The 13,606-nt window shown below is 62.3% G+C and carries 10 protein-coding genes and 1 pseudogene; 9 read left to right on the top strand and 2 right to left on the bottom strand.

The window, feature by feature from the left end; all coding sequences use genetic code 11:
- The first annotated feature begins 132 nt into the window (after nt 1-132).
- Genes hcnA through hcnC form a run of 3 tightly spaced genes read left to right on the top strand, consistent with a single transcriptional unit; the run spans nt 133 to nt 3,117 of the window.
- Nucleotides 133-456: a cyanide-forming glycine dehydrogenase subunit HcnA gene (gene hcnA / locus GN234_RS05985; protein ID WP_176689560.1), complete on the top strand. Its 324-nt coding sequence runs from the start codon at nt 133-135 to the stop codon at nt 454-456.
- A complete protein-coding gene (gene hcnB, locus GN234_RS05980) occupies nt 453-1,862 on the top strand; it encodes a cyanide-forming glycine dehydrogenase subunit HcnB (RefSeq protein ID WP_176688071.1) in 1,410 nt (469 codons plus the stop codon). Before hcnA ends, hcnB begins: the two co-directional genes overlap by 4 nt.
- Nucleotides 1,855-3,117 (top strand): cyanide-forming glycine dehydrogenase subunit HcnC, encoded by a 1,263-nt coding sequence (gene hcnC / locus GN234_RS05975; protein WP_163854051.1) that lies wholly within the window; start codon nt 1,855-1,857, stop codon nt 3,115-3,117. The genes hcnB and hcnC overlap by 8 nt, the downstream gene beginning before the upstream one ends.
- A gap of 281 nt (nt 3,118-3,398) precedes the next feature.
- On the opposite strand, the gene GN234_RS05970 is transcribed toward hcnC, so the two are convergent.
- Together GN234_RS05970 and GN234_RS05965 are read right to left on the bottom strand one after the other, a co-directional pair.
- Complete coding sequence (locus GN234_RS05970; protein ID WP_176688070.1) at nt 3,399-4,010, bottom strand: glutathione S-transferase family protein; 612 nt, start codon at nt 4,008-4,010, stop codon at nt 3,399-3,401.
- A gap of 33 nt (nt 4,011-4,043) precedes the next feature.
- Nucleotides 4,044-4,967 carry a MurR/RpiR family transcriptional regulator gene (locus GN234_RS05965; protein WP_109755969.1) on the bottom strand — a complete coding sequence of 308 codons (924 nt, stop codon included), beginning with the start codon at nt 4,965-4,967 and terminating at the stop codon, nt 4,044-4,046.
- Nucleotides 4,968-5,280: 313 nt separating this feature from the next.
- Between GN234_RS05965 and GN234_RS05960 the strand changes: the two are divergent.
- The 6 genes and pseudogenes from GN234_RS05960 to iolD all read left to right on the top strand — a co-directional run bounded on the left by GN234_RS05960 (nt 5,281) and on the right by iolD (nt 13,595).
- Nucleotides 5,281-7,219 (top strand): annotated as a pseudogene (locus GN234_RS05960) (bifunctional 5-dehydro-2-deoxygluconokinase/5-dehydro-2-deoxyphosphogluconate aldolase).
- A gap of 189 nt (nt 7,220-7,408) precedes the next feature.
- Nucleotides 7,409-8,302 carry a myo-inosose-2 dehydratase gene (gene iolE / locus GN234_RS05955; RefSeq protein WP_176688069.1) on the top strand — a complete coding sequence of 298 codons (894 nt, stop codon included), beginning with the start codon at nt 7,409-7,411 and terminating at the stop codon, nt 8,300-8,302.
- Nucleotides 8,299-9,108 (top strand): 5-deoxy-glucuronate isomerase, encoded by an 810-nt coding sequence (gene iolB, locus GN234_RS05950; protein WP_109755972.1) that lies wholly within the window; start codon nt 8,299-8,301, stop codon nt 9,106-9,108. The genes iolE and iolB overlap by 4 nt, the downstream gene beginning before the upstream one ends.
- A 30-nt stretch (nt 9,109-9,138) precedes the next feature.
- Entirely contained in the window at nt 9,139-10,641 is a 1,503-nt protein-coding gene (locus GN234_RS05945) for a CoA-acylating methylmalonate-semialdehyde dehydrogenase (protein ID WP_109755973.1), read from the top strand.
- A 37-nt stretch (nt 10,642-10,678) separates the two neighbouring features.
- On the top strand, nt 10,679-11,500 hold the full coding sequence (locus tag GN234_RS05940; protein WP_109755974.1) for a TIM barrel protein: 822 nt from the start codon (nt 10,679-10,681) through the stop codon (nt 11,498-11,500).
- Between the two features lie 163 nt (nt 11,501-11,663).
- A complete protein-coding gene (gene iolD / locus GN234_RS05935) occupies nt 11,664-13,595 on the top strand; it encodes a 3D-(3,5/4)-trihydroxycyclohexane-1,2-dione acylhydrolase (decyclizing) (protein ID WP_176688068.1) in 1,932 nt (643 codons plus the stop codon).
- Nucleotides 13,596-13,606 lie beyond the last annotated feature (11 nt).

Genomic DNA, 13,606 nt, shown 5'->3' with positions numbered 1-13,606 from the left:
TTCGCGCGCACTATCCTGTTGCATCTTCATGCCCCGCTTTGGCGCACCGTTGCTATAGGGTATCGATGTAAACGGTGAGGGTGTGCCGCCAGGAGCCTAGACCTCAAAGAACCTTCAAGGAAGAGCAGTATGATGCAACCTCAAGACTCTCTACGCCGAAAATTCGATATCCAGCCGTTGGCCCGGGCCGACATGACCGTGCGCCTGGACGGGCAGGCTGTCAGTGCCGCCCAGGGTGAAACCGTCCTCACTATCATTCAATCCCTGGGCCAACGTCAGGTGGCCCGCAACGATCACGACCAGGTCAGCGGTGCCTACTGCGGCATGGGCGTGTGCCAGTGCTGCCTGGTCAAGATCGACGGTCGCCACAAGCGCCGCGCCTGCCAGACCCTGGTACGCCCTGGCATGCAGATCGAAACCCGGGCCAATCGCATCACCGAAACGGAGGCACCATGAGCCTCGATCCGGTGATTGTCGGCGGTGGGCCGGCAGGTATGGCGGCGGCCATCGAATTGGCCTCGCACGGGGTGCGCTGCACCTTGCTCGAAGAAGCGCCGCGCCTGGGTGGCGTGGTGTATCGCGGACCGTTGCGCGATGGCGTGCGCCTGGATTACCTCGGCCCGCGCTACAGCGAAGCCCTGGAGAAACTCCATGGTGAATTCCAGCAACACGCCGGGCTGATCGACGTGCGATTGAGCAGCCGGGTCATTGGCGCCGAAGGCTTCCGGGCGCTGATGATGCTGGACGCTGACGAACGCTTGCGCGAGGTGGCCTATTCGCACCTGATCCTGGCGGCCGGCTGTCACGAACGCAGCGTGCCATTTCCTGGCTGGACCCTGCCGGGGGTGATGATGCTCGGTGGCCTGCAATTGCAGATCAAGAGCGGCGTGGTCAGGCCGCCGAGCCCAGTGGTGATCGCCGGCACGGGGCCGTTGCTGCCGCTGGTGGCCTGCCAGCTGCACGCTTCGGGCGTGGCGGTGGCGGGTGTCTATGAAGCCTGTGCGTTCGGTCGGATCGCCAAGGAAAGCCTGGCCCTGCTGAACAAGCCACAGCTGTTTCTCGATGGCCTGAGCATGCTCGCCTATCTCAAGCTCAATCGCATTCCCGTGCGCTACGGCTGGGGCGTGGTCCAGGCGGACGGCGAGGGTGAGTTGAGCCATGTCACCGTCGCGCCGTATTCCAGTACCTGGGAGCCGGACCTGAAACGCTCCGAACAGATACCGGCCCAGACGCTGGCGGTCGGCTACGGGTTCATCCCGCGCACTCAATTGAGCCAGCAGATGGGCCTGGAGCACGGTTTCAGCGAGGACGGCTATTTGCGGGCGGTGTCCGATGCCTGGCAACAAAGCAGCGAAGCGCACATTCACCTGGCCGGCGACATGGGCGGGATTCGCGGTGGTGAAGCCGCGATGCTGAGCGGACGCATCGCGGCGCTGTCGATCCTGATGCAGCGCAATGTGCTGGACCCGTCCACGGCCCTGGCACAGCGCGAACGCTACCAGGGGCAACTGGAGCGGATCATCCGCTTTCGCGCCGCCGTGGATCGCTATACCCAGCGTGGCGCCGGGCAAACCACATTGCCGGCGGCCGATACGGTGATCTGCCGCTGCGAGCACGCCACCCGCGCCGACATCGACCGGGCGCTGGAACAAGGCGTCCAAGACATGGCCAGCCTGAAGATGCGCACCCGCGTGAGCATGGGCGATTGCCAGGGGCGGATGTGCGTCGGCTATTGCAGCGATCGCCTGCGCGAAGCCACCGGGCGGGCCGATGTGGGCTGGCTGCGGCCGCGTTTCCCCATCGATCCGATTCCCTTTTCAGCGTTCCAGAACGTCGGCACGGAGGCCGTTTCCCATGATTAAGGACTATGACGTGGTCATCGCCGGTGGCGGTGTGATCGGCGCCTCTTGTGCCTATCAATTGTCCAAGCGCAAACACTTGAAGATCGCCCTGATCGACAGCAAGCGCCCCGGCAATGCGACCCGCGCGTCGGCGGGTGGGCTGTGGGCCATCGGTGAGTCGGTGGGCCTGGGGTGCGGAGTGATCTTCTTTCGCATGATGTCGGCCAACCGCAAGCGCCAGACCCAGGGCGCCGCTGTGGCGGTGGATGCCAGCACGCCGCATATCCTGCCCCAGTCGTTCTTCGATTTCGCCTTGCAGTCCAATGCGATGTATCCGCAGTTGCACCGCGAGTTGATCGACAACCATGGCATGGATTTCAAGTTCGAGGAGACCGGGCTCAAGTTCGTGATCTACGACGACGAAGACCGTTTGTACGCCGAGCACATCGTCGCCTGCATTCCGCACCTGGCCGACCAGGTGCGCTGGCTTGACCAGGCGGCCTTGCGAGAGGCGGAGCCGAATGTCAGCCATGAAGCCCTGGGGGCGCTGGAGTTTCTCTGCGATCACCAGGTCAGCCCTTTCCGTCTGGCCGACGCCTACACCGAAGGCGCCCGGCAGAATGGCGTCGATATGTTCTTCAACACCAGCGTGACTGAAGTCCTGCGCAGTGGTTCGCGGGTCACCGGGGTGAAAACCGCCGAGGCCGGGACCTTCATCTGCCGGACCCTGATCAACGCGGCCGGTGCCTGGGCGGCGGACCTGAGCGAACAGGCCACTGGCGTACGGATTCCGGTCAAGCCGGTCAAGGGGCAGATCCTGCTGACCGAGCGCATGCCGAAAATCCTCAACGGCTGCCTGACCACCAGCGACTGCTATGTGGCGCAGAAAGACAACGGTGAAATCCTCATTGGCAGCACCACCGAAGACAAAGGCTTCGACGTGACCACGACCTATCCGGAGATCGAAGGGCTGGTGCAAGGCGCGGTACGGTGCATCCCGCAGTTGGCCGACATCAACCTGAAACGAACCTGGGCCGGCCTGCGCCCGGGTTCGCCTGATGAATTGCCGATCCTGGGGCCGATGCGCGGCGTGGAGGGCTATCTCAATGCCTGCGGGCATTTCCGCACCGGCATCCTCACCTCGGCCATCACCGGGGTACTGCTGGACAAGCTGGTGAACAACGAGCCGTTGCCGCTGGACATCACGCCGTTCCTGGAGGATCGCTTCGAAGTGGCGCCGAAGGCCGTTGAAACAAAGGAAGTGGAACTGGCCTGAGAATAAGCCTTCTCTACCTACAGAGATTTGTAGTGAACCCTGTGGGAGCCGAGCTTGCTCGCGATGACGGCGGCACATTCAGCATCCATGCAAGCTGACCCACCGCTATCGCGAGCAAGCTCAGCTCCCACACTGTTCTGGATGTTCACAAATCTGGCTTTCACCCCAAATCTCCTGTGGGAGCGGGCTTGCTCGCGAAAGCGGTCCATCTGAGACGGTGATGTTGAATGTGCTACCGCCTTCGCGAGCAAGCCCGCTCCCACACAAGTCGCGCTCGTCCGCTATTCCATCGGCGTGCTGACAAACGCCTCCAGCCCTTCGGCATAGGCCGTAAACGCGCTGATCAACGGGAAAGCCTTGCCCTGCACCTGATCCGGCACCACGAGGTTGGTGAAACTCCACGCCACTGCCACCGTGATGCCAGCCTGATCAATCGAGCCATCGGTGCTCAACGGCTGTTTCTCCAGTTCCTGCTCCAGCATTCCATAGGCCGCCGCCAGTTGGCCTTCCACGCGTTCAACCCAAGGTGCGTGCTGAATTTCCGCCGGCCGCAGGTTGCGCTCATAGTAAATCTGCACCGATTTCTCGCACGCCGCCAAGGCCAGGCCGAGCAGGCGCAGTGAGTGCACTCGTTGCCCAATGTCGGCCGGCATCAAGCTTTTCCCAGGCGCGGCCAAGGCCTCCAGGTAGTCAATGATCAACGTGGAGTCCATCAGCACGGTGCCGTCGTCCAGCACCAGGGAAGGGGCTTTGACCGTCGGGTTGATGCGTTGGAATTGTTCGAAATGCCTGAACACCGAAACCGACTCGTGCTCCAGGGCAATGCCCAGGCATTTGGCGGAAATGGCGACGCGGCGTACGTAGGGTGAGTCCAGCATACCGATCAGTTTCATGGCTTCTCCTTCAGCGATTCATGGGCCGGGGCGTTAATCCTCGAACCCGACCTGTTCATGGATTTCATCGACCTTGAGTTCCAGTCGGTAAGCCACGGCGATGAACAACGCCTGGCACAGGCACAATGTGGCACTCAACGAGCGGAAGGCGAACGAACTGCCTTCGTTGACCAGCAACACCGCGTTGGCTCGTTTAGCCAGGGGCGAGAGGTTGCTGTCGGTGATGATCAGGGTCTTGGCCTGGTGGTGCTGGGCGATGCGCAGGCAGTGCTGGGTTTCCTTGCCGTACGGCGTGAAGCTGATGGCGATCACCAGGTCGTTGGCCCGCACGCTACGCATCTGCTCGCGGTAGCTGCCACCCAGGCCGGATACCAGGTGAATGCGTTTATTGGTGTGTTGCAGGTTGTAGACCAGGTAATCGGCCACCGCGAACGAACGGCGCACGCCCACCACATAAATATTGTCGGCATTGACTACCAGGTCCACGGCTTTTTCGAACGCCTGGTCGTCCAGCTCCAACCCCAGGCGCTCGATGCCTGACAGGGTGGCATTGATGCACTCGCGAGCCAGGTCGCCGCCGCTGGCTTTCTGCGACTTGTTGGCGATCATGCTGCGGATGCGCTGCTGGTAGTTCTGCACCGGCGTGGTCTTGTGGGTGTAGGCCTCGCGGAACAACGCCTGCATTTCGCTGAACCCGCTGAAGCCGAAGCGCTGGGAAAACCTGACGATGGCCGAGGGGTGCACTTCGCATTCGCGGGCGATGTCGCTGATGCGGTCGACCATGATCCGGTCGCTCTGCTGGCTCATGTAGCTGGCGATGCGTTTGAGTTGGCGCGGCAGGCTTTCGTATTCATCGGTGATCAGTTGCAGCAGGCGCTCGGCATTGATCGGTGGGCTGGAGAGGGCGGGTTCGGACGCGCTCTCGGACGGCGCCGGCAGATCATCGGGGCGGGTCATAGAAAATCCTTCTGGCTTGTTCTTATAGGGCGGCCCGAAAACAGGCCGGCCCTCGACAATAGGTTGGCTGGTCGCAGTCTACAGCGTAGGCGCAGGGAAAATCATGGGCGGACAAATGTTGCAGCAGGTGCTGAAACGATGCACTGCGCCTGGGTGGCTTCGCTCATAGCGTATTGGAAAAAATATTCCACGTAAAAAATTTATAGAATAATTATTGATTATTGCCTGCTGCTCGTTTTAGTCTGCATTCACCAACAGCGTTGTCGCCGGTTCGGGCGACAAGCGCAGGCTGATAAAAATAACAGGAGCCAGCATGGGCCAGACTCGTTTTGCCAGTGGGCGTCAATTGGATGTGATCTGCCTGGGACGCCTGGGTGTCGACCTTTACGCGCAGCAAGTCGGCGCGCGTCTGGAAGATGTTTCGAGCTTCGCCAAGTATCTGGGTGGTTCGTCGGCCAACATCGCCTTCGGCACGGCGCGATTGGGGCTCAAGTCAGCGATGCTGAGCCGGGTAGGCGACGACCACATGGGTCGCTTCCTGGTGGAGTCCCTGGCGCGCGAAGGCTGCGATGTCAGTGGCATCAAGGTCGACCCCGAACGCCTGACGGCCTTGGTCCTGCTGGGTATCAAGGACCGGGAAACCTTTCCCCTGGTGTTCTACCGGGAAAATTGCGCCGACATGGCGCTGCGCGCCGAAGACATCGACGAAACCTTCATTGCCTCCAGCAAGGCGCTGCTGATCACCGGTACTCACTTCTCTACCGAAAGCGTCTACAAGGCCAGCACCCAGGCGCTGGATTACGCCCAGAGACACAACGTCAAGCGCGTCTTGGACATCGACTATCGTCCTGTGCTCTGGGGCCTGGCGGGCAAGGCTGACGGGGAAACCCGCTTTGTCGCCGACCAGAAGGTCAGCCAGCACGTGCAAAGCATCCTGCCGCGTTTCGACCTGATCGTTGGCACCGAAGAAGAATTCCTGATCGCCGGCGGCAGCGAAGACCTGCTGAGTGCGTTGCGTACTGTGCGCTCGCTGACGGCGGCGACCCTGGTGGTCAAGCTCGGCCCGCAGGGTTGCACGGTGATCCACGGCGCTATCCCGACTCGACTTGAAGACGGCGCGATTTACCCGGGTGTGCGGGTCGAGGTGCTGAATGTATTGGGCGCCGGTGATGCGTTCATGTCGGGCTTTCTCGCGGGTTGGCTGGAGGACGCCAGCGATGAACGCTGCTGCCAATTGGCCAATGCCTGCGGTGGCCTGGTGGTGTCGCGCCATGCCTGTGCTCCAGCGATGCCGACCCGGGCCGAACTCGACTATCTATTCAAGAGCCCGGTGCCGATTACCCGGCCGGACCAGGACGCCGTGCTGCAACGACTGCATCAGGTCAGCGTCCCCCGCAAGGCCTGGAAACAGCTGTTCATCTTTGCTTTCGACCATCGCTGGCAACTGGTGGAACTGGCCCAGAAGGGCGGTCGTGACCTCAGTTGCATTGGTCAACTCAAGCAACTGTTCATCCAGGCGGTGGAGCGGGTCGAAACCGACTTGCGGCGTCAGGGCGTCGAGGCTGACGTCGGCCTGCTCGCCGATCAGCGTTTCGGCCAGGACTCGCTGAACGCCGCGACCGGGCGTGGCTGGTGGGTGGCGCGGCCGGTGGAGGTGCAGAACTCGCGGCCGCTGGCGTTCGAACACGGGCGCTCCATTGGCAGCAACCTGATCGCCTGGCCCCGGGAACAGATCATCAAGTGCCTGGTGCAATTTCACCCCGATGACGAACCGCTGCTGCGGCTGGAGCAGGAAGCGCAATTGATGGGGCTGTACAAGGCCTCCCAGGTCAGCGGTCATGAATTGCTGCTGGAGGTCATTCCGCCCAAGGATCATCCATCGCCGCACCCGGACGTGCTCTATCGTGCCCTCAAGCGCCTCTACAACCTGGGTATTTTCCCGGCATGGTGGAAGATCGAAGCCCAGAGCGCGGATGAGTGGAAACAACTCGATGAGCTGATCCAACAGCGCGATCCGTATTGCCGGGGCGTGGTGCTGCTGGGTCTCAACGCCCCGGCCGCCGCACTGGCCGAAGGTTTCCGCCAGGCCAGCCAGAGCAGCACCTGCCGCGGATTTGCCGTGGGTCGCACGATCTTCCAGGAACCGAGCCGGGCCTGGCTGGCCGGGGGAAATCGATGATGAAACGCTGATCCGGCAGGTGCAGGGGACGTTTGTGGAATTGATCGAGGCGTGGCGCAGTGCCCGTGCTTGATGGACAGGGCTTTTGTGGCGAGGGAGCTTGCTCCCGCTGGACTGCGAAGCAGTCCCAACGTCAGCCACCCCGATTCGACAGGCAAACCGCATCCATAGGTTTGCGACTGCTTCGCAGCCGAGCGGGAGCAAGCTCCCCTCGCCACAGGTGATCGGTTGAACATTAGAGACAACAATAAAAGGTGCAGCCATGCCCGCTATTCGAATTGGCATCAACCCGATTTCCTGGAGCAACGATGACTTGCCGTCCCTGGGCGGCGAGACGCCGTTGAGCACTGCGCTGAGCGAAGGCAAGGCCATCGGCTACGAAGGCTTCGAACTCAACGGCAAGTTCCCCAAGGACGCCAAGGGCGTTGGCGATGTGCTGCGGCCTTATGACCTGGCGCTGGTCTCCGGCTGGTATTCCAGTCGCCTGGCCCGGCGCTCGGCGGCCGAGGAAATCGACGCCATCGCCAGCCACGTGGAACTGTTAGCGCAGAACGGCGCGACGGTGCTGGTGTATGGCGAAGTTGCCGATTCGATCCAGGGCCAGCGGATCTCGCTGGTCGAACGGCCGCGCTTTTACACCGATGAAGCCTGGCAGGCCTACGCCGACAAACTCACCGAACTGGCGCGCTTCACCTTGTCCCAAGGTGTGCGCCTGGCCTATCACCACCACATGGGCGCTTACGTCGAATCGCCCGCGGACATCGACAAGCTGATGGCCCTGACCGGCAGTGAAGTGGGTCTGCTGTTCGACTCGGGTCACTGCTACATGGGCGGTGGCGAACCGTTGCAGGTGCTGCGCAAACACATCGAGCGCGTTTGCCACGTGCACTTCAAGGACGTGCGCAAACCGGTGGTGCAACTGGCGCGCAACAACCTCTGGAGTTTCCCCGACTGCATCATCAACGGCACCTTCACCGTGCCGGGGGACGGTGACATCGACTTCGCCGCGTTGCTCGATGTGTTGCTGGCCGCTGATTACCAAGGCTGGCTGGTGGTGGAAGCCGAGCAGGACCCCGCCGTAGCGCCGAGTTATGTCTACGCCAAGAAGGGCTACGACACCCTGCGCGCCTTGCTGCAAGAAAGGAGTCCGTCATGAGCCTGTTGATCAAAAGTCAGTCCAGCGGCCGGACCATGGTCCAATTGCCAGCGGGTGAGTTGGAATACGTCGGGTTCGCCGCCTATCGCCTGAGCCTCGGCGAAACCCTGCCGGTCGCTGCCGGCGACAAGGAATTGTGCCTGGTGCTGCTCAGTGGTCGCATTGGCCTCAAGGGCGAAGCGCCGGGGCAGGGCGCCTTCGATTGGGACAACCTCGGTGATCGCCAGTCGGTGTTCGAGGACAAGTCGCCTTACGCAGCTTACTTGCCGCCCGGCAGCCAGGCCCAGGTCACCGCCCTGAGCGATGTACAGATAGCTGTGTGTGCCGCGCCGGGTTCTGCGCAAAACGGTTACGGCCCACGGCTGATCCGCCCGGACAGCATGAAGCGCAGTGTGCGCGGCAAGGGCGCCAACACCCGCTATGTCTGCGACATCCTGCCGGACAGCGAACCGGCCCATTCGCTGCTGGTGGTGGAGGTGCGCACGCCGTCGGGGCATTCGTCGAGCTATCCGCCGCACAAGCACGACACCGACGACCTGCCACACCAGAGCTTTCTCGAAGAAACCTATTACCACCAGGTCAATCCGTCCCAGGGCTTCGTGTTCCAGCGCGTCTACACCGACGATCGCAGCATCGACCAGGCCATGGCCGTGGAGAACAGCGACCTGGTGGTGGTTCCCAAAGGCTACCACCCGGTCAGCGTGCCCTATGGGTACGAGTCGTATTACCTGAACGTCATGGCCGGCCCGAAGCGGGTCTGGCAGTTCCATAACGACCCGCAGCACAGTTGGCTGCTCGACCTCTGAATTCCACCCTTTGCACGGAGAACAAGAACAATGAGTGACGCCCCGGTAGTAGGCCATTACATCAACGGCCACGTGCAACACAGCGACGGCGCGCGGTTCAGCCAGGTCTTCAACCCGGCCACCGGCGCGGTGCAGGCCCGGGTGGACCTGGCCGAGCCGGGCACCGTCGATGCGGCAGTGGCCTCGGCGCTGGCGGCATTTCCAGCCTGGTCCGAGCAATCGTCCCTGCGCCGTTCGCGGGTGATGTTCAAGTTCAAGGAACTGCTCGATCGGCATCACGACGAACTGGCGCAGATCATCAGTCGCGAGCACGGCAAGGTGCTGTCCGATGCCCACGGCGAAGTCACCCGGGGCATCGAGATCGTCGAGTACGCCTGTGGTGCGCCGAACCTGCTCAAGACCGATTTCAGCGACAACATCGGTGGCGGCATCGACAACTGGAACCTGCGCCAGCCCCTGGGCGTGTGCGCGGGTATCACGCCGTTCAATTTCCCGGTGATGGTGCCGCTGTGGATGATTCCCCTGGCGCTGGTCACTGGCAACTGCTTCATCCTCAAGCCTTCGGAGCGCGATCCGTCCGCCAGTTTGCTGATGGCCCGCCTTCTGACGGAAGCCGGCTTGCCTGACGGGGTGTTCAATGTGGTCCAGGGCGACAAAGTGGCAGTGGATGCGCTGTTGCAGCACCCGGACATCGAAGCGATTTCCTTTGTCGGCTCCACACCGATTGCCGAATACATCCACCAGCAGGGCACGGCGAACGGCAAGCGCGTGCAGGCCCTGGGTGGCGCCAAGAATCACATGATCGTCATGCCCGACGCCGACCTCGACCAGGCGGCTGATGCATTGATCGGTGCGGCCTACGGCTCGGCCGGCGAACGCTGCATGGCGATTTCCATTGCCGTGGCGGTGGGGGATGTGGGCGATGAACTGATCGCCAGACTGCTGCCACGCATCGATCAGTTGAAGATCGGCAACGGCCAGCAGCCCGGCACCGACATGGGGCCGCTGGTCACTGCCGAGCACAAGGCCAAGGTGGAAGGTTTCATCGACGCCGGCGTGGCCGAGGGCGCTCGCCTGATCGTCGATGGCCGTGGTTTCAAGGTGCCCGGGGCCGAGCAGGGGTTCTTTGTCGGGGCGACGCTGTTCGACCAGGTCACCACCGAAATGAGCATCTACCAGCAAGAGATTTTCGGCCCGGTGCTGGGGATCGTTCGCGTGCCGGATTTCGCCACGGCGGTGGCGCTGATCAACGCCCATGAATTCGGCAACGGCGTGTCCTGCTTCACCCGTGACGGCGGCATCGCCCGGGCGTTCGCCCGCAGCATCAAGGTCGGCATGGTTGGCATCAACGTACCGATTCCGGTGCCCATGGCCTGGCATTCCTTTGGCGGCTGGAAGCGTTCGCTGTTCGGCGACCACCATGCCTATGGCGAGGAAGGCCTGCGCTTCTACAGCCGCTACAAAAGCGTGATGCAACGCTGGCCCGACAGCATCGCCAAGGGTCCTGAATTCAGCATGCCAACTGCCCAATAACTCATTTTTTTGAATGACTGCCGGAGGGAGAACAACAATGAACAAGCCCCTGCGTTTTGCCCTGAATCGAATGGTTGCCCCACGCCTGTCACTGCCCGCTTTCATCGACTTGGCCCTGGCGTTGAAAACCGACGCCATCGAGATCCGCAACGACCTCAAGGGGGTCGAGATCGAAGATGGCATGCCGCCGGCTCGCGTACGTGAGTTGTGCGAGGAGCGCGGCATCAAGGTGCTGTCGATCAACGCTCTGTACCCCTTCGATGTGTGGAGCGAAGAACGTCGCGCCCAGGCCGTGCGGTTGGCCGATTACGCCCGTGAATGCGGCGCCGAGGGGCTGGTGATGTGCCCACTCAACGACCGCGCCGACCCACGCAGCGAAGCTGAACGCGCGGCGGGGCTGCGCACGGCTCTTAGTGAACTGGCGCCGATCCTGCGCGCCTTCGGTATCTACGGTTTCATCGAACCCCTGGGTTTCGAGGAGTGCTCGCTGCGGCGCAAGCGCACGGCGGTGGAAGCGATCAAGAGCATCGGTGGGCTCGATGTGTTTCGCCTGGTGCATGACACCTTCCACCATCATCTGGCGGGCGAGCAGGAATTCTTCCCCGAACTGACCGGGCTGGTGCACATCTCCGGGGTCGAGGATGCCCAGGCGCCGTTGGCGACGATCCGTGATGGTCATCGGGTGCTGGTGGGCGAGGCCGACATCCTCGGCAATGCCGCGCAGATCGAGGCGTTGCGGGCCGGTGGTTACGAGGGCTACCTGTCCTTTGAGCCGTTTGCCGAGAGCGTCCATGAACTGGCCGACATCCGCCAGGCGTTGGGGGCGAGCATGAATCACCTGCAGAACCAACAGGCCTGACACAGTCATCAGAATGATGAAGTCCCCCTGTGGGAGCGAGCCTGCTCGCGATAGCGGTAGCACATTCAACACATAGGCGCCTGACACACCGCTATCGCGAGCAGGCTCGCTCCCACAAGGGCTAAGTCAGCTGCAAATTTTGCATTCCAGACAAGGTGCAAGCATGACCACAACACGACTGACCATGGCCCAGGCCCTGGTGAAATTCCTCGATAACCAGTACATCGAGGTCGATGGCGTCCAGAGCAAGTTCGTCGCCGGGGTCTTTACCATTTTCGGCCACGGCAACGTGCTGGGCCTGGGCCAGGCGCTGGAGCAGGACAGCGGCGACCTGGTGGTCCATCAGGGCCGCAACGAACAGGGCATGGCCCATGCCGCCATCGGCTTTGCCAAGCAGCATCTGCGGCGCAAGATCTACGCCTGCAGCTCGTCGGTCGGCCCGGGGGCGGCGAACATGCTGACCGCCGCCGCCACGGCGACGGCCAATCGCATTCCATTGCTGCTGTTGCCCGGTGATGTCTACGCCAGCCGTCAACCGGACCCGGTGCTGCAACAGATCGAGCAGTTCCACGACCTGAGCATCAGCACCAACGATGCCTTCAAGGCCGTGAGCAAATACTGGGACCGCATCAACCGCCCCGAGCAATTGATGACCGCCGCGATCCATGCAATGCGCGTGTTGACCGACCCGGCCGAAACCGGTGCGGTGACCCTGGCGCTGCCCCAGGACGTACAGGCCGAAGCCTACGATTACCCGGACTATTTCCTGCAAAAGCGTGTCCATCGCATCGACCGTCGCCCGGCCACCGAGGCGATGCTCGGCGATGCCCTGGCGCTGCTCAAGGGCAAGCGCCAGCCGTTGATTATCTGCGGAGGCGGCGTGCGGTATTCCGGAGCGAATGCCGCGTTGCAGGCCTTCGCCGAACGCTTCGATATTCCTTTCGCCGAGAGCCAGGCCGGCAAGAGCGCGGTGGTGTCCAGCCATCCGCTGAACGTCGGTGGCGTCGGTGAAACCGGTTGCCTGGCGGCGAATCTGTTGGCCAAGAAGGCCGACCTGATCATCGGTATCGGCACTCGCTACAGCGATTTCACCACGGCGTCGAAATGGCTGTTCCAGCATCCGGACGTGCAATTTCTCAATCTCAACATCAGTCCGTGCGATGCCCTGAAACTCGACGGCGTGCAACTGCTGGCCGACGCGCGTTCGGGCCTGGAGGCACTCTCGGCGGCGATGGGCGACTATCGCGCCGAATGGGGCGGGCAGGTCGCCGATGCCAAGGCCCAGCTGGACGCCGAAGTGGATCGGATCTATCAGGCCGACTTCCAGGCCGAGGATTTCGTCCCGGAAATCAACGACCATATGGACCCGGCGGTGTTTCGGGAATTCATCGAGCTCACCGGTTCCTGCCTGACCCAGAGCCGCGTGTTGGGTACGCTCAATGAAACCCTGGCGGATGACGCCATCATCGTCGCCGCCGCTGGCAGCTTGCCCGGCGACTTGCAGCGCAGTTGGCGCAGCAAGGGCGTGAACACCTATCACCTCGAGTACGGTTATTCGTGCATGGGTTACGAGGTGAATGCGGCGCTCGGGGTGAAACTCGCCGAGCCCGACAAGGAGGTCTACGCGTTGGTGGGCGATGGCTCCTACATGATGCTGCACTCGGAGTTGGCGACCTCGATCCAGGAGCGCCGCAAGATCAATGTGGTGCTGCTGGACAACATGACCTTCGGTTGTATCAACAACCTGCAAATGGAACACGGCATGGACAGCTTCGGTACCGAGTTCCGCTTCCGTAACCCGGACACTGGCAAGCTCGACGGTGGGTTTGTGCCCGTGGACTTCGCCATGAGTGCCGCGGCCTATGGCTGCAAGACCTACAAGGTCAAGACCCTCGACGAGTTGCGCGCGGCCCTGGCCGATGCGCGGTTGCAGACCGTCTCGACGCTGATCGACATCAAGGTGCTGCCCAAGACCATGATCCACAAATACCTGTCGTGGTGGCGGGTCGGCGTGGCGCAAGTCTCTACCAGTGCCCGCACCGATGCGGTGGCCAAAACCCTCAATGAACGACTGGCCCAGGCCCGTCAGTACTAATTGCCCCAACC

The sequence above is a fragment of the Pseudomonas bijieensis genome (genome assembly GCF_013347965.1).
GTDB classification, from domain to species: domain Bacteria; phylum Pseudomonadota; class Gammaproteobacteria; order Pseudomonadales; family Pseudomonadaceae; genus Aquipseudomonas; species Aquipseudomonas bijieensis.
Note: the sequence above shows the minus strand (reverse complement) of the source record. Positions and strands in the feature narration are given on the sequence as shown.

Bases quoted from the DNA above. Each gene is read 5' to 3' on its own strand.
- hcnC (WP_163854051.1), top strand. From the start codon at position 1,855: ATGATTAAGGACTATGACGTGGTCATCGCCGGTGGCGGTGTGATCGGC.
- GN234_RS05965 (WP_109755969.1), bottom strand. From the start codon at position 4,967: ATGACCCGCCCCGATGATCTGCCGGCGCCGTCCGAGAGCGCGTCCGAA.
- GN234_RS05945 (WP_109755973.1), top strand. From the start codon at position 9,139: ATGAGTGACGCCCCGGTAGTAGGCCATTACATCAACGGCCACGTGCAA.
- GN234_RS05940 (WP_109755974.1), top strand. From the start codon at position 10,679: ATGAACAAGCCCCTGCGTTTTGCCCTGAATCGAATGGTTGCCCCACGC.
- iolE (WP_176688069.1), top strand. From the start codon at position 7,409: ATGCCCGCTATTCGAATTGGCATCAACCCGATTTCCTGGAGCAACGAT.
- GN234_RS05970 (WP_176688070.1), bottom strand. From the start codon at position 4,010: ATGAAACTGATCGGTATGCTGGACTCACCCTACGTACGCCGCGTCGCC.
- iolD (WP_176688068.1), top strand. From the start codon at position 11,664: ATGACCACAACACGACTGACCATGGCCCAGGCCCTGGTGAAATTCCTC.
- hcnA (WP_176689560.1), top strand. From the start codon at position 133: ATGCAACCTCAAGACTCTCTACGCCGAAAATTCGATATCCAGCCGTTG.
- iolB (WP_109755972.1), top strand. From the start codon at position 8,299: ATGAGCCTGTTGATCAAAAGTCAGTCCAGCGGCCGGACCATGGTCCAA.
- hcnB (WP_176688071.1), top strand. From the start codon at position 453: ATGAGCCTCGATCCGGTGATTGTCGGCGGTGGGCCGGCAGGTATGGCG.